Raw genomic sequence first — 20,727 nt, forward strand, 5'->3', positions numbered from 1 at the left:
GCTTAAATCAAGGAGATCGCACATGCATCCCGTTCACGCCCCCGTCATATTTCCACGCTGGTACAGCATTGGCGCGGCGCTGGTGGCCGTGATGCTTTGGAGTGCGGCGCCGCTGCTGGCTGAATTCGCCAAGGCCACGCCACCCCTGCAGCTAACGGCGGTAACGCTATTAGCTGGGGCACTAGCAACGCTCCCCTTAAGCCGCCGCGTCAACGTCGCGGCCAGCGGCTTCGGCTGGCAGTTCAGCATCTGGGTAGGCGTTCCGTTGCTCATTTTTGGTGCTGTGAGCACGTACTTTATTGGCATGCGTTTAGCGCCTGCCGCTGAAGCAGCGCTGATTACTTATACCTGGCCCGTGCTGTTTGTATTACTCACCCAGTGGAGTCGCTTTGGCCGCTTACGCTTAGCCGGGGCTTTAGGCGCACTGATTGCGTTTTCAGGCGCGGCGCTGCTACTCGTGCCCCAAGCGATCAGTGGCGGCCTAGGTGGCGCTACTACTGGCTACGCCTTGGCACTTTTAGCGGCTTTTTGCTGGGCTATCTATTCATGGTTGAGCCAAGCAGCTCCGGTGGCACTTACGCCGATATTACCTAGGCTGCTGCTTGTTGCTAGCGCTATCGCTTCAGGTGCTAGTCTGCTATTAGAAGGGCGCATTGCGCTGCCCAGTGGCGAGGCACTTTTGGCAGGTATCGCCCTGGGGCTAGGTCCGTACGGGATAGCGATGGTGGCTTGGGATAAAGCCCTTCGCTGGGGGCACACCAGCTTGGTAGGCAGCCTTGCTTACGGCGTACCCATTTTAGCCGCCCTGCTGCTGGTCTTGGCAGGGATGAGCGTTCTTGACTGGCGCCTACCCGCAGCGGCGGTACTGGTCATCGCTGGATGCATCAAAGCAGGCCGCTAGGCGCTATGTTCCAAAACAAATACAAACGCCCTTGTCGCTATCAGCGGCAAGGGCGTTATGGACTGCGTCAAAAGCGTGGGAAGTTACATATCTGGCGCAATATCCGCGGCTTCAGTCTCAACGTTCAGCTCAAACAAACCGCTGCCAGCGGTGCTATATCCGCGTGCACTCACGGTGTAAGTGCCCGGCAGCAACTGTTCCTGCAACTGCGAATTGGTACCGCCTGCGCCATCATCGTCACTTACAGCAACGCCTGGGCCGCTAATTTCTAAAAAGGTGTCGAAATCTGAAGAACGCATGGCAATCGTCACCAGCGAGCTTTCCTCGATCGTAAGCTCGTAAGTAAGCGGCTCACCGCTGTACCAGCCATTCAACGTCTCACCAGACGTGAGCGCGCCTTCGTTTTGCAACTCAACGTCATTGGGCAATTCACGCGGCTCAACGGCAAGCGTGAACAGGCCGCTCTCGGAACCATAAGCCGTGCGTGCCGTTAGCTGATAGGTGCCGGGTGCCAAGAAGTCAGCAACGCGCGCATCCAAATTACCTGCGCTATCATCATCTTCACGGTAATAGCCATTGGGGCCTTCCAATACCAGATAGGAGTCGACTTCGCTGGAGCTCATCTCAATTTGGTACATGCCAGCTTCTTCAATCTCTAGCTCATAGCCAAGATCTTGACCGCTGTACCAGCCATTGAAGGACTCATTGGGCGAAATAGGGCCATCATTGCGCAGCTCACCATCACCTGGCAGCTCTCGCGGTTCTGCCGTTAGCGAGAACAGGCCATTGGCATCGCCATAGGCCGTGCGTGCGCGCAGCGTGTAATCACCCGGGGCAAGAAAATCCGAAATGCGTGCGTTTAAATCACCAGCACTATCGTCATCTTCACGCAGATAGCCATTGGGGCCTTCCAACACTAGATAGGCATCGAAGTCATCGGCACGCATCTCTATTTGATACATACCGGCTTCTGCGATCGTTAGGGTAAATTCACGGGCTTCGTTATTGAGCCAACTATCGATAGGCGCATCAACGGTTAGCGTATCGGAATCACTGAGCTCGATAGTACGGCCATTGACGCTAAACGGGCCGTAGCTATGCGCATCAGCTCCGCTCACTACCACTACATAATCACCGCTCTCTTCAATGCGCTGGCGTACCGTTGGCGCACTTGCCAGCAGCTGCAGCTGATCATCATACAGAGCCACTATGCCCTGCAATGCGCCACGCAGAGAAATTTCGACTAAATCTTCTGCTTCCAACGTCATGGCATAGCGCAAAAAACGGCTGCCATCTTTACCGTTGAGCTCGCTAGCCGACGTTATTTCACCATTCATACGCTCGTTGAGTGTAAATTTCTTCAATCCCGCAACAGCAGAAGAAGGCTGTTTACCAGTCCCATCAACGTTTTCGACGGGCGTCGCGTCGGTTGACAGCCCCTGTAAAGGAATAACTTGAGCGGCCAAAAAGCCAACGACAGCTCCGCCAACAGCGACAAGTACAAAACCCAAGGAAGAAGATTTAGCCATGAATGATTTCCTATTAAGTTGCAATGAAAATGATTAATTAATGCGTCAATCGTAAGTATAAGATGCTTACGCTATTCAAGTGAGCGTTTCATGAAAAACACTGTATTTCAGTCACGCTATTATTGACACAGTTCCTGCACAATTCGGTAAGTAGCTGAAATTCAAGGTCGCATAAGGCAAGTGTAAAAATCTCGAATATGAACCTAATTGCACCGATCTTCTTAAAGCTTGCTGAGCTTAAGCGACACGGGTACTATCGTTTGGCCTATAAGGCACCTCATCAAGAGTGCGGGATTCGTGACACGCAAAACTGAGGTACTCCCATGGGAGCCCGAAAAAGACTGATCCGAACGATTTGCTTGGCAGCGATCGTAACATGTAGCGCTGCCAATAGTGCCTTTGCACACGAAACAGAAATACAGGAAGGCGTCGCATCGTTTTACAGCGACCGCTTTCAGGGAGCCACCACTGCTAGTGGGGAACCCTTTGACCAACAGGCATTAACGGCGGCTCATCCAAGCCTGCCTTTTGGAACGAAAGTACTGGTGACACGCCCGGATACTGGGCAAGAAGTAGAAGTGTTGATCAATGACCGCGGCCCTTTTGTGCAAGGGCGAATCATTGATTTATCTAAACGCGCGGCGGTTAAGCTTGGCATGCTCCGACGCGGTACGGCACCGGTGATGGTAACGCTGTTGGATTAACGGATAACACATTCTTGGTTGGTGTGTGATACCCCTTAGCCTAATCAATGCGACAGCACACGTAGTATCGTAACAGCAGCATATAGACAGGGCGACCAGCAATGGATCGCCCTGTTTTTTTTTTTGTGCGCCCTGTGTCTAAACGCGCGATTAACCTACATTGACGAACTTGCCAGCAGGCTAATGGTCTCTATGCTACAAGGGACACCGCACGCGTCGTACAACGCGTAATGTTCATCATGTAACGTATTCGCAGGAGACATTTATGCAGTCGCGCTTTTACACGCTTACCGCTTATCCCAACGGCCTACCCGACCGCTCTCTGTTCGCGCTTGAGACGCAAACGTTACCTGACCTTGCCGAAGGCGAAGTGCGTATTCGCAACCACTGGCTGTCTGTGGACCCCTACATGCGTGGCCGCATGAGTGGCTTGCGCACCTATGTAGAACCGTTTGGAATTGGTAAACCGATGGAAGGCGGTGCGATTGGCGAGGTTATCGAGTCCAATGATTCACGTCTTAAGGTCGGTGATAACGTCAGTCACATGGGTGGTTGGCGTGATATTGCTCAGCTTCCCGCAGAAGGCCTCACGCCCTTACCGGAAAATGACGTGCCTGAACAAGCGTACCTGGGTGTTCTAGGAATGCCCGGCATGACTGCCTGGACCGGCCTCAATCTGATAGCCGAATGCAAGCCGGGCGACAACGTTTTAGTGAGTGCCGCCAGCGGCGCGGTTGGCTCGCTGGCTGTTCAGCTAGCGAAAGCAAAGGGCTGCCATGTCGTTGGCATTGCGGGCGCGGCTCATAAGCTCGCATGGCTTGAATCATTAGGCGTCGAGCCTGTCAGCTATCAAAACCGGACCGCGCAAGAATTAAGCGATGCGATCAAACTTGCCAGCCCTAACGGCATCGACGTGTATTACGAAAATGTGGGCGGCATCTGCCTTGAAGCAGCGCTCAGCCAGCTAAATGAAGGCGCGCGCATCGCCGTATGCGGCATGATCGATAGCTACAATGCTGAAGCGCCCTCGCCCGGCCCCAGCAATCTTTCTCAGCTGGTGATTCGCAAAGCGAAGATGCAGGGCTTTATCGTTGCTGATCACTGGTCAAGCTACCCCTATTTCCTAAACGAAGTGACTCCCCAGGTAGCGGCAGGCAAGCTGGCTTATAAAGAAACCGTCAAAGAAGGCCTGGAGAGTACGCCTGATGCCTTCCTTGCGCTGTTTGAAGGTGGCAACACCGGCAAAATGCTGGTTAAGCTATAACGCTCTCACCTGCTGTCCCACGTTACCGCAACGACTGCGACGTTGCGGTAACGTGCTCGCCTCAGAAAAAAATCAAACCGTTAGACCAATAGCGGCTTGATTACTAAAATAGCCACTGAAAAGGTGTGTCTTAACCCATCGGCGCTGTCGATGGGTTAAAGCGCGTTGTTGGCATGTTGCTTGTCTATCTAAATCAAACAACGTTAGTACGTTTTCATAAGGGGACATCTCATGAAAGAAAGCACGCGTGACCACTGCAAATGGCCAGCTATCATCGCGGGCCTTGTTTTATTAATAGTGGGTTTAGTGCTCGCCGTTGGCGGCGGAAAGCTAATCAGCCTGGGCGGCAGCGCCTACTACTTAATCGCCGGATTGAGCATTATCGCGTGCGGCATTTTATTCATCTTGCGCCGAGGCGCCGCTCTCTGGCTCTACGCACTGGTACTTTTAGCCACCCTGGGCTGGGCACTTTGGGAAGTGGGCCTGGACTGGTGGCAGTTGGTTCCTCGGGTCGCGATTCTCTGCTTAATAGGCATTTTGCTACTGCTTCCCTGGTGGCGTAAGCCGCTCCATTCACGCGGCGGCAGCTTGGCACTGATGGCCAGCATTAGCGCGGCGATGATCGTGGCCATCGCCAGTCAGTTCAGCGACCCCGGCACTATTAAAGGTACCCTAGCCACAAACAACATACCCGGTGCCGGCGCCGTTAACCCCGCCCAGGTGGCAGGTGACGACTGGCCTGCCTACGGCGGCACCAACGCTGGCACTCACTACTCCTCGCTTAATCAGATAACGCCTGACAACATTAGCGAGCTTGAAGAGGTGTGGCGCATTCAAACCGGCGATCAGGCGGGCTCTAATGCACCACCCGAAATTACCAATCAAAATACGCCGCTAAAAGTTAACGACAGCCTGTATATCTGCACCTCGCACAGCCGTGCCATGGCACTCTCTCCTGAAACGGGTGAAACCCTTTGGGAGTTCGACCCGGAAATCAGCACTCAGGGGGCAGATGACTTTTCCAGCTGGGCGCACATGACCTGCCGCGGCCTCGCCTACTACGATGCAGCCAGCTATTCTTCTGACGCCACGCCTAACGACGACGCAACTAACATAGCGACAGACAGCGCACCGGCAAGCGACACGGCAATGTCTTTTGATATCTTCGATAACAACGATATTTTCAGCCTGGATCTTTCTTTTCTGTCGCTGCTGTTTGGCGTTGCAGACGATAGCACTACGCCCGCAATGCTGAGCGCCACGGATGTCATGTGCCCACGCAGGCTCTACCTGCCAACGGCGGATGCTCGCTTGATCGCCTTGAATGCCGATAACGGCGAACGCTGCGCTAACTTTGGCGATAACGGCGAAATTGATCTGACTAATAATATTGGCGATTTTGCACCGGGCGGCTACTATTCAACCTCCCCTGCCACGGTGACCGAGAACCTGATAATCCTGGGCGGTCATGTCACCGACAATAGCTCCACCGATGAGCCATCTGGGGTTATTCGTGCCTTTGATGTGCACACCGGCGAGCTGGTATGGAACTGGGATAGCGGCAATCCAGACAATACCGACCCATTGGCTGAAGGCGAAACCTACACCCGCAACTCACCCAACGTATGGGCGCCGATCAGCGTTGACGAAGAACTTGGCATGGTTTACCTACCCATGGGCAATGCCACCCCCGATCAGTATGGCGCCGACCGCACAGAAAATGACGAAATCTATGGTGCGGGCTTAGTAGCACTCAATCTGGACGATGGCCAAGTTGAATGGGCTTATCAGTTTGTACACCATGACTTATGGGATATGGATACCCCCGCCCAGCCGGTGCTGATAGATCTAGCCACCAACGACGGCACACAGCCTGCGGTAATCCAGCCAACCAAGCAGGGCAGCCTGTATATATTAAATCGCCAAACCGGCGAGCCGATTGTACCCATCGAAGAAGTGCCCGTGCCTCAAGGCGCTGTAGACGGCGACTGGACTGCTGAAACCCAGACTCAATCGGCGCTGAACCTACTGCCTCCGCCACTCACCGAACGTGATATGTGGGGCGCGTCACCGTTTGATCAAATGATGTGCCGCATTCAATTCAACTCATTACGCTATGAAGGCCAATACACCCCGCCGTCGCTGGAAGGCAGCATCATCTATCCCGGCAATGTGGGTGTGATGAACTGGGGCGGGGTTGCGGTTGACCCTGAGCGTCAAGCGCTGTTCACCGGGGCTAAGTACCTAGCGTTTGTGTCCACGCTGATCCCGCGTGACGAGGTGGAGGAAGGCCAAGGTTCTGCCAGCGAACAGGGCTTACAGCCCAATGAAGGCGCGCCCTACGCGGTTGAACTCGGCCCGCTGCTTTCCGTGCTAGGCCTTCCCTGCCAAGCGCCCTCTTGGGGTAACGTGGTTGGAATTGACCTACAAAGCGCAGAGGTCGTTTGGCAACACCGCAATGGCACAACTCGCGACAGCATGCCGTTTGGCCTACCGATTGGCTTGAACGTGGGGGTGCCTGCGCTTGGCGGCCCATTAACCACGGCGGGCGGCGTTTCGTTCTTAAGCGGCACGCTGGATCAGTATCTGCGTGGTTACAACGTCACCACTGGCGAAGAGCTATATAAAGCGCGTCTGCCGGCCGGCGGCCAGGCTACCCCAATGACCTATACCGGCACAGATGGGCGTCAGTACGTGGTCGTTACGGCGGGAGGCCACGGCACTTTTGGTACAAAAATGGGTGACTATGTCATTGGCTACGCGCTACCGGAATAATGTGAGCCAAGTAAAACGTTAACTATGCTCAGCTACGCTATTTTTTAGCGGCCCGCATTGGTAACGACAAACACAACGGGCGGCCTCAGGGCCGCCCGTTCTGTTGATGGGAAGTGGAGAATAAGCGCCTAGGCCATTCTCAGCGCAGCGCTTATTAGTACCTCAATTGCAGGGTTAGAACCTTACTTCCACTCCGCCATACACACTGCGTCCTGGCGCGGGCTCGTAAAAGCGCCCAAAGGTGCCGTTCAGGCGCACGTTAGCGAAATGCTCCTCATCAAGTAGATTACGTATGCCGACATAAGCATTCAGCCTGGTGTCGCTGCCCAGCGCCCAGCCATCCCCCACCCGAAAATTGACCAGCCAGTAGCTATCAACCTCTGTGTCGTTGGCGTTGTCTGCGACCATATCGCCCACGTACTGGGTTTCCAGCGTTGCAAAGCGTTCATCAAGGCCTTGCCAACTTAGCTGATTGACCCATGTTTGCTCGGGCAAACCGGGAATACGATTACCATCAAAACGCTCAGCTGGCGTTGCAAAACCATCAAATTCGTAGCGCGCCAACGTTAAGGCGCTGTCCAATCGCCACTGGCTGGCTAACTGCCAACCTAGCGCCAGCTCAATCCCATCACGGTCGGTATCGCCCGCGTTTTGATAGAAGGTGCGAGCACCCTCGTCATACGGCACTAACTCATCGCGCACACGCACCGAAAACAGTGCCAAGTCGTAATCCATCGCCAGCGGTTCAACGTAACCGCGCAGACCTATCTCACGATTCCAGGCCTTTTGCGGCGAAATTGAAGGGTTGAAACCGCCACCCGAGGGGTTAGCAAACTCTGAGAAGGTGGGCGTTTCAAACGCGGTACCGGTATTCACATATGCCTGATGCTGTGGGCGATAGCGGTAGCTCAAACCCGCTGAGCCACTCCATTCGTTGAAGGTTTGCTCACCGCTTTGATCGCCATCGTCCAGGTAGCGGTCGTCGACCTCTAACTCTACTCGGTCAAAGCGGGCACCCAGCGAGAGTGTTACCTGCTCGGAAAGCGCCAAATCCCCCTGAGCAAAGACCCCGGCCGAGGTTGCCGTTTGCGTCTCTTCCGCCAATTGCTCACCCACCACGCCCTGAGCGTTTACATCATTACGAAAGCGCTCATCGTTTTGACGCGCCACATCCACACCGGTGATATAGCTCAGCGGCAGGCTGCCTACATTAATTTCATGATGATACTCAGCGCTCGCGCCCAGGTAATCACGCTGATAGCCCAACCGGCTACTGCCCACGAACGGCAGCTGCTGCTCAAAATCACGCTGCGCAACAAAACCCTTTACATAGAGCTCGCCAGGGCCTGCGGACAGATCTTCGTACTGTAAGCCGAGCAGCTGCTGATCAACGTTTTGCCTAGCATCCAATGCTATGGAGTTTGGGGCGGCCTGATCACGCCCGTTCGCGACTTCGCGTGCATTTAGCGCACCAGGATCTTCGGAGCGCGGGTTTTCAAGCAAATTGATAATGGCCGTTATCGCCCTTCCGCTGCCTAACTCACGGCGCAGTTTGGCATTTAGCAAATACTTTTCAGTCGAGCTCTGCTCACGATAGCCATCAACATTGAGCGCCGAAAGACTTACATGATGCGACCAGTCTCCTTGAGAACCGCCGGTTTGCAGCGACGTTTTTCGATAGCCGTCACTCCCAACCTCCGCGCGCAGGCGCGTTCCTGGGTTATCGCGACCGTCGGCGGTAGTCACCGCGATCACTCCGCCAGCCGCGTTGCCGTAAAGCACCGAAGAGGGCCCGCGGATGACCTCGATACGCTCGGCGCTGTCTAAATCGATGGCATCAAGCTGCGCTTGACCGTCGGGCAGCGTGTAGGGAATGCCATCGACCATCACGGTAATGCCACGCACGCCAAACGGTGCCCGCGCGCCAAAACCTCGAATAGAGATTCGCTGGCCCTGGGCAAAGTTATCGCGGTTTTGCACAAACACGCCCGGTACGCGCACTAATGCCTCATCCAGGCGAGCACGCTGCTGCCCCTGTGCAATGGCGTCACGGTCAAGCGTTGAGACCGCGGCAGGCGTTGCGTACAGTTCGCGCGCCAGGCGCGGTGCCGTGACCTCTAGCGTGTCCATCGCGCTGGAAGTCACTGGCATATTTTGGCTCCAGCTTTGGCTAGCCGTCAGACAGCTTAATAAACAAAAAGACGTGGTCGCTACTCTTCTCAACACGGGGTCCCTCCCAGATACCTCAACGTGAAAATGCATGGCAGGATTGAACGATTTCCTGATCTGGCTAGTCTCTAGTAGTTAATTGAGGCATAGATAAATTGTTTGGTAATGCTTAAACTTGTACAGGCTACACCCCTGAAAGCAAAGGAGGCTTCATGGCGTTTACAGCGACAGATCCAATCAAAATGATTTTTGCGGTTCTATTTCCGCCACTCGGCGTATTTCTTGAAGTCGGATTTAAAGGACATTTCTGGCTGAACATTATTCTAACGCTGTTTGGATTTATACCCGGCATCATCCATGCGTTTTATGTGATATTAAAGCACTAACATTTAGTTCTCATCGCTTGATAAATGCAACGCCGCCTAAGGTCACACTTAGGCGGCTTTTTTATGCCTAGTCAACGTGGCCATGGAGGCGCCGATGCCAGGAGTGAATGCATTCTCACGGGACTACAGGGCAAGCGCTTTTAAGCTACCCCTTTGCAACCTCTGACGCTTCTTCTACAGGCGTCTCACTTAACTGCTCGCCTTCGCTACGCGCAATCACCGATGTGCCGACTAAATCGCCGGTCACGTTCAAGGCCGTGGCGCCCATGCCTACCAGTGCATCAATAGCGGCGAGCAACGCAACGGTTTCAATCGGCAGCCCGACCTGGGCAAACACCGTGGCAATCATAAGGATACCGGCACCCGGCACCCCGGCAGTGCCCACCGAGACCAGCGTACCAATCAGCACAATCTGTACCATGCTGATGAAATCCAGCGGCGCGCCAATCACGTTGGCGGCAAAGACTGCCGAGATAGCGATACGAATCGCCGCCCCATCCATATTCAAAGTGGCCCCTAGCGGCAGGCTGAAGCCATAAATACTCTTAGAAATTCCTAAACGGCGGGCCGCGTTGACCGTTAACGGCAGCGTGCCAGAGCTACTTTGAGTGGCAAATGCCGTGAGCATGGGCGTGCGTGCCTCACGGAAGAAGGTGCGTAGTTTCACACCAAATAAACGCATGATGCCGCAATAAAGCAGCACATGAACGCCCAGCGCGATATACAGCACAACCACCATATCACCCAACGATAGCAGCGTTTCCAAGCCTTGACGGCTCACCGTTTCGGCGACAATTGCAAAGACGCCGATGGGCACATAGTGCAACACCCCTGACATAACTTTTAGCGTGACATCGTTTAGTGCCTCAATCACCTCGTACAACCGCTCGCCCATCGCATGCTGGCGCGGTGATTGGCGCATTTTTAGCAGCGCAATACCAAACACTAATGCCGTAAAAATAATGCCCAGCATATTAAGCTCGGCAAAAGCCCCGATAATATTATCCGGCACGATGTTAAGCAGCGCCTCGACAACGCCAGGGTTTTCAGGCACCGAAAAACTGGCTTCGTCGTTGAGCGTCATGCCACTTCCTGGGCTAAACAGCGTAGCAACCGTTAAGCCCACCATAATGGCCAGCGCTGAAGACGCCAGATAATAGCCAAAGACCTTTCCGCCTATACGCCCCGCGCTACCCTCGCGCGACTGGTTAACCCCCACCATCAGCGTGAACAGCACGATGGGCACAATCAAAAAGGTCAGTAGCCGCAGCAGTAAATCACCCAGCGGCGCCAGCCAAACGGCCACTGTATCCCCGCCAACAAGCCCGACTAACACGCCCAATACCAGCGCGATGGTGACGCGTAAAATCAACGACGCGTTCAAATAGGCCTTCCATATGCGTGTCATTTGAGTCCCTACAGGTTTGAATACGTTGATGGGCCTATTTTGATAAGCCTGCACACCACCTTATTAGTGTGGCACAGCAAGATCGACAAGGTGAGTAGGCGGCAGTAAATCGAGGCTATGGCAGACCATCCGTATGTTGGTATGTGGGCAACTGAAGATGGACGTATTCGTCATGATCTTTTACCCAACAATCGCTACGACGAGGCCCGTGGTGAGCATAAAAGTGCTTACCAGGGCCGCTATCGAGTAACGAATAACTACATAGAATACTGGGATGACACCGGTTTTACCGCTGATGGTGAGTTCATCGATGGCGTGCTCTATCACGCAGGTATGGTGCTATATCGTAAAAAGTAAGCAATGCCATTCTTTACAGCGCTATTATTCAGTAACGGCAACAGCCACCGGCTTACTAAAAGCCAGTGGCTTTAGAGGCACAGCAATACAGTGGAGCAGTTTAAGATTTCTTCCACTTAGAGACGCTTCCTACAATGCGAGGCAGTATAGACAACAGTAGTAAAGCCAGAAAAATCAGCGTAATAGGCCGTTCCAATATAAACCCTAAGCTACCTCCGCTGATCTGCATACTTCTTACCAGCTCACCTTCAGCCATACTACCGACTAATAGACCTACCACCGTAGCGGCCACTGGAAAGCCATACAAACGCATCAGCCATCCCAGGATACCCGTAACCACAACGGTAATCGGGCCCACCATATTTCCTGTAATGGTGTAAGAACCTGCGACAGAAAGCACCATTACCACGGGAATCATGAATTTAAGCGAAATTTTGACGATATATCCCGCCAAAAAAATAAAGCCCAGCCCAACCACCAACAATAAGGCGGCCTGAGCCATATTGCCAAGAATCAGGGCATAGACAATGTCGGTATTTTCGCGGATGAACCGTGGGCCTCCCGTCACATTATGCAAAGCAAACGCGCTGAGCAATACAGCGGTACCCGCGCCGCCCGGCAACCCCAGCGCCAGAAGGGTAATCATTGAACCCCCTTCAGAACTGCTGTTAGCCGACTCTGCCGCAATGAGCCCGGAAGGATGGCCTTTGCCAAAAGACTCTGGCTCTTTCGACTGTTTTTTCGCCGTTGCATAAGCGGCAAGGTTAGCGATACTTGCCCCTACGCCAGGAATGGCGCCTATAACCGCACCCATCCCCCCTCCCCGCAGGACCTGTAGTGGCCTGCTTGCCGCAAACGCCATTCCTTCCAAAATACTGCGAAACCGGACAACACGGTTCTCCTGTGCATCCACGATGTAGTTTTTACCAACCAGATTAAACAACTCAGACGCCGCGAAAAAGCCGATGAGCGCAGGTATGGCCGGAATACCATCCAGCAAGTACATACTGCCAAAGGTTCCTCGCATCTGTCCTGCATCGCTGTAGCCGACAGTGCTAATCAGAATGCCCAGCGCGCCCGCTGCTAGCCCTTTAGAAATGCTAGCGTCATTCAACACGGCAATCAGCGTGACCCCCCATAGAGCAATAACCAACATCTCCGTTGGCCCTAACTTAAGAACCCAATGGGATACTGATTGAACTGTCAGCAGTAGCAGCAAGTATCCGACTAACGTGCCTAGCACGGAAGCCATTAACCCAATGCCGAGCGCTTGAGCATGCTGCCCTTTGCGCGCCATAGGATAGCCGTCAAAGGCCGTGGCTACCGAGGAGGATGTGCCGGGTATATTCATCATGATAGCGGGTATCGCACCGCCGAAACCGCCGCCTGTAAAAATGGCAGTCAGAAATAGAATAGCGGGTAGAAAATCCATATACAGCGTAGCAGGGAGAAACACCGCCATGGCAATAGAAATCGACAGCCCCGGTATCGAGCCAAAGAACAATCCGATTATCAAGCCAGGGACGACCACCCACCACGCTGCTGGCGTGCTTGCGAGCAGCTCAATCGCGGCCTGGAATGCATCCGTATCAATCATGAATTTCAGCACCTTTGTCGTTAAAGCAGGATAGTCGGAAGGCGTACGTTAAGAAGCTGGACAAATACCAACACCACAACGAAAGAGACCAGCACGCCACTTCCTAGCAACACCCACCAGCGCTTTTCTCCTTGCACGTAAAGCGTCAAAGCAAGAAACACGAAGCTGCCTATATCAAAACCAATGAATGGCAGTGCACCCACGTAAAGAACCAACAGCGCCATGAAAAGAAGGGTTTTGACTGGAACAGTGCGGCCTGAATCATGCGCATGCTCCCGGTACCAATCCACAATTTTCGTACCTGTAATAACCAATAGAGATGCAATGCCGATACCGGCGACGGGGACTACCAACACCCAGTCGGTAGCCCCACGAGCAGCGGCATGAACGCCGTGAGCGTAGTAGAAAAACGCCCCCGCTAGCGTTAACGAAAAAAGTACATTTCCCCATGGGAAGGAGCGGCTAAAAGTTGAAGACGTCATAACTCCTACTGCCTTTTGTAAAACGATCAAAACACCGTACGCGGCTACTTGACTAAAGGTGCGTACTGTTGAATAGCTTCATAGGTAGCATCAATAAGCGCCTGACTCTCTTCAGGCGTTAGCCAATCAGCACCCATTCGTGCGTTTTTCGCCCACTCTTGAAACTCGTCACTTTCTAACGTTTCTTGGTACACCTGCACGATGCGATCGTAACGTTCGGGATATTCCTCCTGCAGAGAAGAATGCACCATAAGGCCTGAGACATTCCCACCAATCAGCAGTAAAGGCTCAACGCCGAACTCAGCCAGTTCATCGTTTAGGAGTGGTGCATCCCAGCTATCGCTTGGCTGATCGTGTACAACAGCCAGTGCTCGCACCTCTTCATTTATCGTCAGCGCAGCCTCGGCGGCAAGAATCTCAAAATCCACTTGGTTGCCAGCCAGCGCCGTACGTAATGGAGCACCGCCGCTATAGGTCACAAAGCGCACATTTTCATGATCGATACCCAGCGCATCCATCATGACGAGCGTTTGGATATGCCCCCCGTTACCCACAATAATGCCGGAGCTGACCTCACCGGGTTCGCGCATGGCCTCAATTAATTGCTCAAGATTTTCGTAGGGGCTGCTGTTGTGCACGGCAAGCACACCATAATCATTCCACTGCGCACTCAAGAGCGAAAAATCCTGCCACTCAACCGGCGCACCACTTACCTCAATGGCACTTGCTAAGTAGGGCGTCGCCTGCATGACAAGCAAGGTTTCTCCGTCAGCTGATTGTTGTTGAAAGTAGGTAGCGCCTAAAGCGCCAGCACCACCCGGTCGATTCACGACGGTAATAGGCACGCCAAAGCGAGGGGACATATGCTCGGCCAACCCGCGAGCCAACCGGTCTGCGCTGCCGCCCGCATCGAAAGGCACCACAATTTCCAGAGGGCTATCAGGCCAGTCGTCTGCAAGCGCTAAGGAAGATACACTTAACGTGAGCAAGGGGAGCACCCAAAGGGAGCGACAAAGAACATGAGAAATAACTGAAGCTTTCTTGAATCGCAGTTGATATGGCATATCACTTCTCCGATTATCGGATTGTTATTGAATATCTCGTTATTAAATATTTCGTTATTGATCATCTAGCAGACATGTCAGAGAGCTTTGTGTTATTGGTCGAGCTAACATGCGCTATTGATGCATGGTATCTTTGTTATGTCAATAGAACAAACAAAACACCCACCTTACCTAGGAGGCGATGTGCGAGAACTATCTTACTCGCCCTCATTTGAGAGCTCTAACGATCCCTGGCCCAAACATCATCGGGTTTATCTGGTATTGCGTCAGGAGATCCTGGAAGGAAACTATCCTCCAGATCAATCAATGCCCAACGAAGTATTATTGGCCCAACAGTTTGGTGTTTCACGCATCACAATGCGTAAGGCAATGGAGCGCCTTAATCGAGAAGGATTGGTTGAACGACACCGCGGTAAGGGCACGTTCCCCATCGCTGCCAACGAAGCCTCGCCGATACAGGCAAGTATCTCTGGAGTTCTAGAAAACCTAATTGCGATGGGACTGACTACGGATGTGGACGTGCTAGATTTTGGCTACGTATCTGCCACCAGCATCATTGCCCATCAGCTGCAATTGACTGCCGGTAGCTTGGTACAAAAAGCAACTCGTATAAGAAGTCATCATGGCACCCCGTTCTCGCTATTAACCACCTATGTTCCTGAACATATAGGCCGCTCATTTTCGCAAGACGACCTAACTACTCAGCCCCTGCTACTTCTATTTGCACGAGCTAATGTAACGATTTCCCACGCAAAGCAAACAATCACCGCCAAACTAGCGACCCCAAAGCAAGCAAATCTGCTTAAGATGGAGCCAGGTGACGCGCTACTATGCATAAGTCGCATCGTTTTCGATGAACATCAGCAACCGGTTGAGTTCATCGAAGGTTTTTATTGCCCTGAAACTTATGAACATCAAGTATCATTAGGCGTTAAAACTCATGATAATCAGCAGGTTTGGGACACATGATGTTTTGCCATTAGCATGGCAGCCGCTATTGTGAGCTGCTTTCAATCAATCGTCATAGAGCCAAAAAAGGAATTTCTGCATGCGCGTACCCACCATCTGTTTAGCGGCAACGGCACTGGCACTTTTGATGAGCGGCTGTGCACAGCATCAGCCCGCGAGCAGTTCAGATACTTTGGCTGAAATTCGTTATCAAGTAGGCCCTTGCTACGGCACCTGCCCTGTTTACAGCGTAGCGGTTGAGGCAGATGGCACCACGCGCTTCACGGGCGAGCGCCACACGGCCACTGAAGGTGAACGCACGCTGGCTGGCGATGCGACGACGTTTAGTGCACTACAAACACGCCTAGCATCTTGGCAGCCGAATATGGGCACCACGCAACAAACGCTTGATTGTGAACCCCGCGCGACTGACCTGCCTCAATATACCGTCACCTGGATTAACGGCGAGGGCGAACAGGCGGTACTGGAACACGATACGGGCTGTCACTCTGACAGTGGCCGTGAGCTGACCAACACCCTCAGAAGCCTCAATAAAGAGCTGAACATTGAACAGTGGGTGCAGCAGTAAACGCATGGCTAGCCATGATGACAAGCATGCAAAATCGTCACCGAGGAGTACCCATGCACGCTATTAATCCCCGCAAGCTGCACCACAGCAAATGGACGGCGGTGCAACCCAGCAATAAAGAGAAACACTTCTTGGTGACCAAGCTGCTGCGCGATGAAGACGACAACGTCGTCGATGTCGTGATTGAAGCCATCCACTCGCATCGCGAAGTCGTTGTGCCGTGGCAACGTCTAAAAGATGCCAGCGTATGGAAAATGGGCTGGCAGTAATGAATCTGACCCTGCCATAGAGGCAAAAGCCAAGAAAGGCATTGACACATCTAAATATTAATGACACTGTGTCGCCAGTTGGTTAGCAAGCAGCATGGTTTCAGAAGTGTACGAGATTGATATGTACGAAATCTTTCGGCAAGCCTGTAATTGTATTCCTTGTTTTATCCGCTATTAATCTGGGTGATACCAGGAACTTTATTAAGCGCTTTGCGCGAAAGGATTTTTACTATGTCTACTGGCACAGTTAAGTGGTTCAACGATACTAAAGGCTTCGGTTTTATTGCTCCTTCTGACGGCGGCGATGACCTGTTCGCTCATTTCTCTGAAATTCAGTCAGACGGCTTCAAAACCCTGCAAGAAGGCGCTAACGTTTCTTTTGACGTTACCCAGGGTAAGAAAGGCCTTCAGGCTTCAAACATCAAGCAAATCTCTTAAGTCTACGTTTTTAAAACATAGCGCTTTTGAGTTTGCTCGAACCTTTCGAGGTTCGAATAACAAGGCCCGCTTATGCGGGCCTTGTTGCGTTTGCTAGTTAACAATTGCGTTTGAGCCCTACTCACTTCGCAACCACTGCACCAGGCGCACTTCTACCGTAATCGACAGTGCTTCAAGTGCCCCAGCGCGAGCACGGCCTTCGGCACTAGCTCGATAAAGGTGCGGTGTCATCGCCAGCAGATCCGAAATGTCTTCAGCGCCTTCAAGTGCGAGTGAATAGCAGAGGCGCTCAGTATGGTGATGTATAAAACCCTCCGGCACCTTTGACTCACTTGAACGCTCGGGCTTTAAGGTGGGGTAGATAATTTCCCGCAGCTCGCGCAAATGGCTTGGCCCCGCCTCAATCTGTAACAGCATGCCGCCCGGTTTCAACACGCGCGCAAATTCGCCCATGACGGGAAAGCCAAACATGCACAGCACACTGTCTAATGTTTGTGATTGCACCGGCAAATGCGCGTTGCTGCCGACCACCCATTGGCTTTGCGGTGTTTGACTATGTTCTTGCTGCCCCCCCCGCCGACTATCCTGCTTAGCCGCGGCCAGCACCGCCCACTTTGAGATATCCAGACCCATTAGCGCCAGCGGCAACGCATCCTGCGCCGCGCTAGCTAACTGGCGCAGGTAGTAACCTTCACCACAGCCTGCATCCAAACAGCTAAACGGCGTATCGCGTATCGACTGACGCTTCGCCTGGCTCAACACGGCACGACTCACCGCATCTGCAATTGGCCGATAGTAGCCAGCGTCAAGAAAGCGCTGACGAGCAGCCACCATGGCTTTACTATCGCCTGGGTCGCTTGAGCGCTTTTGCTGCACCGGAAGCAAGTTCACATAGCCCTTCTTGGCGATATCAAAGCTGTGTTTTGAAGGACTAGGTTTTGAAGGACTAGGTTTTGAAGGATCATGTTTTGAAAAATCATGCTTTGAAGGGCTACGCCCAGCGCTACATCGCCAGGTGCTGCCTTCCAGATAAAGGGGCTCGCCATCCAGCGGGCATGCCAGTGATTGAAAAGGGGTTATGCTCATCGCTATTTCTTCGCAGGTTATGGGTTTAGCGCGTCACCAGGACAATGCCGACTAAGATAACGCCGCCGCCCATTAGAAAATTGGTGCTTAACGGTTCATTGAGCAATAGGGTACCAAAAAGCACGCCGAAAAGCGGGCCGAGAAAAGAGAACACGCCCAACTGCGAAGCGCGATAACGACGCAACAATGTGAACCACAGCATCAGTGCGGCAAACGAAATAATTAGCGCCTGAAAGCCAAGGCTAGCGACAGCCATGGACGTAAACTGTGCATTCACTAACTGGCCCGATAGAGCGGCCACTGGCAGTAACAATAGGGCCGTAATGCTTAGTTGATAGCTTAGAGTAAGCTCTGCCGGCGCCTCGGAAAGCGAGGTCCTGCGGATCACGACGGTCGTGGCCGCCCACGAAAGGCCAGCCAGCAAGCCCAGAGCATCGCCAATAATAATATGGATGCCATAAGCACCGCTTGGCGCCATCGCTATCACCATTCCTAAAAACGCTAGACCGACACCCCACCATTGGCGGGCTGAAAGCTGCTCACCAGGCACCCAAAGATGTAATCCCAACGCCGCAAAGATGGGGGCCGTATAAAGAAAGACCGACATGTGTGATGCAAGCGTATAGTTAAGCCCCCATGCAACAAAACCGAACTCGGCAGCAAATCCGAGTCCAACCAGCAACCCAGGGCCCCAGTGATGGCCCACCTCTTTCCAACGAATTCCTCGCCAATAGGCGAGCAACCCTACCAGGCATCCTGCGATAGCGGAGCGCAATGCTATTTGTACAACGGGTGAGATATCTTCAGCCACGCCTTTAATTGCCACTTGCTGAAATCCCAACACCAGACAAAACAACAGCATCAGCGATGCTGCCGTAGCATCCATCGACTTACGCTGAGAAATGGCAGCAGAAGTGAATGAGGCCGTCCTTTGATGGTTCATTACGTACTCCTGTAAGATCAAGGTGGCCATTTCAGCAGGGCGCTCAATTTTCTACAAACGATTACTTTTCAGGCCTAGGCTCAGGAAAACTCATGCTATGCGAATTGAAAGACTACCGCTGAATGCACTGCGTGCGTTTGCCGAAGCGGTGCGAGAAAATAGCTTCAAAGCCGCTGCACATCGCCTAGATGTTACCCCGGGTGCAGTTAGCCGACAGGTTAAACTGTTAGAAGACCGCTTGGGCGTGAAGCTATTTGAACGCCATGCTAATGGGGTTTGTGCCACTGAAGCGGGCCATATGCTGGCTGAAGATGTGCAAGCCGGCCTGTTGCGTATCGCCAACGGCGTACAGCATGTCACCGAGCGCTCCGAAGATGCCTTTCAATTGCTACTGAGTGCACCGCCTTCTTTTCTACAGCTGTGGCTACTCCCTCGCTTACCCCACTTTGAAGCTAGCGAACGGCAAGCTGAAATATCTCTGGATGCCGAAGCGCGCTTAATCTCACCGTTATGGTTGCCTAACAGAGCACGCTTAGCGTTGCGCTATGGCCAAGGCCCCTGGCCGGGTGTTACCAGTCTGCGACTGTTTGAAGACACCCTCTTTCCCGTGTGTTCACCATCCCTACTCAAGCAGGCAAACTTGCAAGCCCCTAGCGACTTGCTAACCCAGACATTGCTCACCGTGGACTGGTGTCGTCATGCGGGTCCCCCAATACCAAACTGGCATGACTGGTTTAAAAGCACTGGGGTAGCGATGCACAAAAAACCCAATCAGCGGCAATACTCGCTATACAGCCTGGCACTCGATCAGGCCATTGCCGGGCAAGGTGTGGTACTTGCTAGCTACCCTTTGGTCGCTGATCGGCTCGCTAGCGGTGTTTTGGTACGCCCTTTTGCAGACAGATACTCGCTGGCGTCTCCCTTAACCTACGATCTACTTCTGCCTATCGAAGGAGATATGCCACCGGCGGTAGCTCGCTTCGTCACTTGGCTGCAGCAGGAAGCCACCAACTTCCGCACAATATAGTGGCTGCTTAGCGACGTTAACGATCTACCCGGGCGTACTCTTTAAACAACACCGATTGCCACTGGCGAACGGCCAGCACAGACGTGGTGCCAAAGCGCTTATGGATAGGCAGGCTACTTTCCCGCTCACACAGGGCATGAAACTCTTTTGCGAGGCGCTGCATCGTCTGCTGCCACTCTTCATTACCCGCGGGGGACAACAAGCCGTTCAGCACCATTAGCTTTTCGCTGTCACTATCAAAGCGGGAGCGAAAAAACTCGCTGGCTAGATATTGCTGGAAAAAGCACTGGATCGGCCCACCCGGGCGCCAGCGAAAATTCGCGGCTACCCGGCGCCTTATCCGGTTACCTGGCAACAGGTCGATCAACTTAAGCCGTTCAAGTTTAACCAGTTGCTGTGTGCATTCGGCCTCGCTCAACTGGTATTGATGATGGATTTCGTTGAAGCTATAGCCATTAATGACGCACACAGCGACCAGAAACAGCTCGCGATCATCGGCAATACTTTGCTCTTGAGCCTGGGTCAGCTGCTGTAAACGCTGTTCGTCATTCTGCATGGCCTGTACCAGCTCGACGAACTCGATATTAAGCTGATCACAAATGCACTCAAGCCGCGCTAGCGTGAAGTGCTGTTCTGCGAACAGGCGCTTAACAGAGGCTTCGCTTAAGGCTAGCCACTGGGCGACATCAGCGTAGGTTTTACCCTGAGCACGAAGCTGGCGTTTCAAGGTCTTAATGAGTGAACTGGCCTGGGACACAAGCGCCTCCTAGCACCAAAAGTAGCAAATAAAG

General features: G+C 53.0%; 20 protein-coding genes. 11 read left to right on the forward strand and 9 right to left on the reverse strand.

Features of this window, described 5'->3' with window-relative positions; all coding sequences use genetic code 11:
- The first annotated feature begins 22 nt into the window (after nucleotides 1–22).
- A complete protein-coding gene (locus tag CIK78_RS15730) occupies nucleotides 23–901 on the forward strand; it encodes a DMT family transporter (protein ID WP_096281845.1) in 879 nt (292 codons plus the stop codon).
- An 83-nt stretch (nucleotides 902–984) separates the two neighbouring features.
- Here CIK78_RS15730 and CIK78_RS15735 read toward each other — a convergent pair whose 3' ends face one another.
- Nucleotides 985–2,430 (reverse strand): hypothetical protein, encoded by a 1,446-nt coding sequence (locus CIK78_RS15735; protein WP_096281847.1) that lies wholly within the window; start codon nucleotides 2,428–2,430, stop codon nucleotides 985–987.
- 323 nt (nucleotides 2,431–2,753) lie between these two features.
- Between CIK78_RS15735 and CIK78_RS15740 the strand changes: the two genes are divergently transcribed.
- The 3 genes from CIK78_RS15740 (at nucleotide 2,754) to CIK78_RS15750 (ending at nucleotide 7,173) form a co-directional block, all read left to right on the forward strand.
- On the forward strand, nucleotides 2,754–3,134 hold the full coding sequence (locus tag CIK78_RS15740) for a septal ring lytic transglycosylase RlpA family protein (RefSeq protein WP_096281849.1): 381 nt from the start codon (nucleotides 2,754–2,756) through the stop codon (nucleotides 3,132–3,134).
- 265 nt (nucleotides 3,135–3,399) lie between these two features.
- The gene (locus CIK78_RS15745) at nucleotides 3,400–4,398 is read left to right on the forward strand and encodes an NADP-dependent oxidoreductase (protein ID WP_096281851.1); all 999 of its coding nucleotides are present in this window, start codon (nucleotides 3,400–3,402) and stop codon (nucleotides 4,396–4,398) included.
- A gap of 231 nt (nucleotides 4,399–4,629) precedes the next feature.
- Nucleotides 4,630–7,173 carry a glucose/quinate/shikimate family membrane-bound PQQ-dependent dehydrogenase gene (locus tag CIK78_RS15750; RefSeq protein WP_096281853.1) on the forward strand — a complete coding sequence of 848 codons (2,544 nt, stop codon included), beginning with the start codon at nucleotides 4,630–4,632 and terminating at the stop codon, nucleotides 7,171–7,173.
- Between the two features lie 174 nt (nucleotides 7,174–7,347).
- Here CIK78_RS15750 and CIK78_RS15755 read toward each other — a convergent pair whose 3' ends face one another.
- Nucleotides 7,348–9,324, reverse strand: coding sequence for a TonB-dependent receptor (locus tag CIK78_RS15755; RefSeq protein ID WP_225734318.1), 1,977 nt, complete (start codon nucleotides 9,322–9,324; stop codon nucleotides 7,348–7,350).
- A 230-nt stretch (nucleotides 9,325–9,554) separates the two neighbouring features.
- Here CIK78_RS15755 and CIK78_RS15760 point away from each other — a divergent pair, with 230 nt between their 5' ends.
- A complete protein-coding gene (locus CIK78_RS15760; protein ID WP_096281858.1) occupies nucleotides 9,555–9,728 on the forward strand; it encodes a YqaE/Pmp3 family membrane protein in 174 nt (57 codons plus the stop codon).
- A gap of 145 nt (nucleotides 9,729–9,873) precedes the next feature.
- Here CIK78_RS15760 and CIK78_RS15765 read toward each other — a convergent pair whose 3' ends face one another.
- A complete protein-coding gene (locus CIK78_RS15765; protein WP_096281860.1) occupies nucleotides 9,874–11,136 on the reverse strand; it encodes a dicarboxylate/amino acid:cation symporter in 1,263 nt (420 codons plus the stop codon).
- Nucleotides 11,137–11,253: 117 nt separating this feature from the next.
- On the opposite strand from CIK78_RS15765, the gene CIK78_RS15770 reads away from it, so the two are divergent.
- Entirely contained in the window at nucleotides 11,254–11,493 is a 240-nt protein-coding gene (locus tag CIK78_RS15770) for an Atu4866 domain-containing protein (RefSeq protein WP_096281862.1), read from the forward strand.
- 100 nt (nucleotides 11,494–11,593) lie between these two features.
- Here the strand turns inward: CIK78_RS15770 and CIK78_RS15775 are convergent, their stop codons facing one another.
- The 3 genes from CIK78_RS15775 to CIK78_RS15785 are packed head-to-tail and all read right to left on the reverse strand — an operon-like array spanning nucleotide 11,594 to nucleotide 14,561.
- Nucleotides 11,594–13,090, reverse strand: coding sequence for a tripartite tricarboxylate transporter permease (locus CIK78_RS15775; RefSeq protein WP_096281864.1), 1,497 nt, complete (start codon nucleotides 13,088–13,090; stop codon nucleotides 11,594–11,596).
- Nucleotides 13,091–13,110: 20 nt separating this feature from the next.
- Nucleotides 13,111–13,572 carry a tripartite tricarboxylate transporter TctB family protein gene (locus tag CIK78_RS15780; RefSeq protein ID WP_096281866.1) on the reverse strand — a complete coding sequence of 154 codons (462 nt, stop codon included), beginning with the start codon at nucleotides 13,570–13,572 and terminating at the stop codon, nucleotides 13,111–13,113.
- A gap of 44 nt (nucleotides 13,573–13,616) precedes the next feature.
- Nucleotides 13,617–14,561, reverse strand: coding sequence for a tripartite tricarboxylate transporter substrate binding protein (locus tag CIK78_RS15785; protein WP_176483415.1), 945 nt, complete (start codon nucleotides 14,559–14,561; stop codon nucleotides 13,617–13,619).
- A 258-nt stretch (nucleotides 14,562–14,819) separates the two neighbouring features.
- Here CIK78_RS15785 and CIK78_RS15790 point away from each other — a divergent pair, with 258 nt between their 5' ends.
- The 4 genes from CIK78_RS15790 to CIK78_RS15805 all read left to right on the forward strand — a co-directional run bounded on the left by CIK78_RS15790 (nucleotide 14,820) and on the right by CIK78_RS15805 (nucleotide 16,880).
- Nucleotides 14,820–15,605 carry a GntR family transcriptional regulator gene (locus CIK78_RS15790; protein WP_176483416.1) on the forward strand — a complete coding sequence of 262 codons (786 nt, stop codon included), beginning with the start codon at nucleotides 14,820–14,822 and terminating at the stop codon, nucleotides 15,603–15,605.
- Between the two features lie 79 nt (nucleotides 15,606–15,684).
- Nucleotides 15,685–16,173 (forward strand): DUF6438 domain-containing protein, encoded by a 489-nt coding sequence (locus CIK78_RS15795; protein ID WP_096281869.1) that lies wholly within the window; start codon nucleotides 15,685–15,687, stop codon nucleotides 16,171–16,173.
- Nucleotides 16,174–16,226: 53 nt separating this feature from the next.
- Entirely contained in the window at nucleotides 16,227–16,442 is a 216-nt protein-coding gene (locus CIK78_RS15800) for a TIGR02450 family Trp-rich protein (RefSeq protein ID WP_096281870.1), read from the forward strand.
- Nucleotides 16,443–16,673: 231 nt separating this feature from the next.
- Nucleotides 16,674–16,880 carry a cold-shock protein gene (locus CIK78_RS15805; RefSeq protein WP_096281871.1) on the forward strand — a complete coding sequence of 69 codons (207 nt, stop codon included), beginning with the start codon at nucleotides 16,674–16,676 and terminating at the stop codon, nucleotides 16,878–16,880.
- 117 nt (nucleotides 16,881–16,997) lie between these two features.
- Here the strand turns inward: CIK78_RS15805 and CIK78_RS15810 are convergent, their stop codons facing one another.
- Nucleotides 16,998–17,966: a putative RNA methyltransferase gene (locus CIK78_RS15810; protein ID WP_096281872.1), complete on the reverse strand. Its 969-nt coding sequence runs from the start codon at nucleotides 17,964–17,966 to the stop codon at nucleotides 16,998–17,000.
- Nucleotides 17,967–17,991: 25 nt separating this feature from the next.
- Complete coding sequence (locus tag CIK78_RS15815; protein WP_096281873.1) at nucleotides 17,992–18,909, reverse strand: DMT family transporter; 918 nt, start codon at nucleotides 18,907–18,909, stop codon at nucleotides 17,992–17,994.
- Nucleotides 18,910–19,006: 97 nt separating this feature from the next.
- Here CIK78_RS15815 and CIK78_RS15820 point away from each other — a divergent pair, with 97 nt between their 5' ends.
- A complete protein-coding gene (locus CIK78_RS15820) occupies nucleotides 19,007–19,936 on the forward strand; it encodes a LysR substrate-binding domain-containing protein (RefSeq protein ID WP_096281874.1) in 930 nt (309 codons plus the stop codon).
- Nucleotides 19,937–19,952: 16 nt separating this feature from the next.
- Here CIK78_RS15820 and CIK78_RS15825 read toward each other — a convergent pair whose 3' ends face one another.
- Nucleotides 19,953–20,693, reverse strand: a complete 741-nt coding sequence (locus CIK78_RS15825) for a helix-turn-helix domain-containing protein (protein WP_096281875.1) — start codon at nucleotides 20,691–20,693, stop codon at nucleotides 19,953–19,955.
- Between the last annotated feature and the right edge of the window lie 34 nt (nucleotides 20,694–20,727).

It is taken from the genome of Halomonas sp. JB37 (assembly GCF_002332255.1).
In the GTDB taxonomy this organism is placed as follows: Bacteria; Pseudomonadota; Gammaproteobacteria; order Pseudomonadales; family Halomonadaceae; genus Vreelandella; species Vreelandella casei.

Bases quoted from the DNA above. Each gene is read 5' to 3' on its own strand.
- CIK78_RS15750 (WP_096281853.1), top strand. From the start codon at position 4,630: ATGAAAGAAAGCACGCGTGACCACTGCAAATGGCCAGCTATCATCGCG.
- CIK78_RS15730 (WP_096281845.1), top strand. From the start codon at position 23: ATGCATCCCGTTCACGCCCCCGTCATATTTCCACGCTGGTACAGCATT.
- CIK78_RS15780 (WP_096281866.1), bottom strand. From the start codon at position 13,572: ATGACGTCTTCAACTTTTAGCCGCTCCTTCCCATGGGGAAATGTACTT.
- CIK78_RS15775 (WP_096281864.1), bottom strand. From the start codon at position 13,090: ATGATTGATACGGATGCATTCCAGGCCGCGATTGAGCTGCTCGCAAGC.
- CIK78_RS15740 (WP_096281849.1), top strand. From the start codon at position 2,754: ATGGGAGCCCGAAAAAGACTGATCCGAACGATTTGCTTGGCAGCGATC.
- CIK78_RS15815 (WP_096281873.1), bottom strand. From the start codon at position 18,909: ATGAACCATCAAAGGACGGCCTCATTCACTTCTGCTGCCATTTCTCAG.
- CIK78_RS15745 (WP_096281851.1), top strand. From the start codon at position 3,400: ATGCAGTCGCGCTTTTACACGCTTACCGCTTATCCCAACGGCCTACCC.
- CIK78_RS15760 (WP_096281858.1), top strand. From the start codon at position 9,555: ATGGCGTTTACAGCGACAGATCCAATCAAAATGATTTTTGCGGTTCTA.
- CIK78_RS15805 (WP_096281871.1), top strand. From the start codon at position 16,674: ATGTCTACTGGCACAGTTAAGTGGTTCAACGATACTAAAGGCTTCGGT.
- CIK78_RS15800 (WP_096281870.1), top strand. From the start codon at position 16,227: ATGCACGCTATTAATCCCCGCAAGCTGCACCACAGCAAATGGACGGCG.
- CIK78_RS15755 (WP_225734318.1), bottom strand. From the start codon at position 9,324: ATGCCAGTGACTTCCAGCGCGATGGACACGCTAGAGGTCACGGCACCG.
- CIK78_RS15795 (WP_096281869.1), top strand. From the start codon at position 15,685: ATGCGCGTACCCACCATCTGTTTAGCGGCAACGGCACTGGCACTTTTG.
- CIK78_RS15765 (WP_096281860.1), bottom strand. From the start codon at position 11,136: ATGACACGCATATGGAAGGCCTATTTGAACGCGTCGTTGATTTTACGC.
- CIK78_RS15735 (WP_096281847.1), bottom strand. From the start codon at position 2,430: ATGGCTAAATCTTCTTCCTTGGGTTTTGTACTTGTCGCTGTTGGCGGA.
- CIK78_RS15820 (WP_096281874.1), top strand. From the start codon at position 19,007: ATGCGAATTGAAAGACTACCGCTGAATGCACTGCGTGCGTTTGCCGAA.
- CIK78_RS15810 (WP_096281872.1), bottom strand. From the start codon at position 17,966: ATGAGCATAACCCCTTTTCAATCACTGGCATGCCCGCTGGATGGCGAG.
- CIK78_RS15770 (WP_096281862.1), top strand. From the start codon at position 11,254: ATGGCAGACCATCCGTATGTTGGTATGTGGGCAACTGAAGATGGACGT.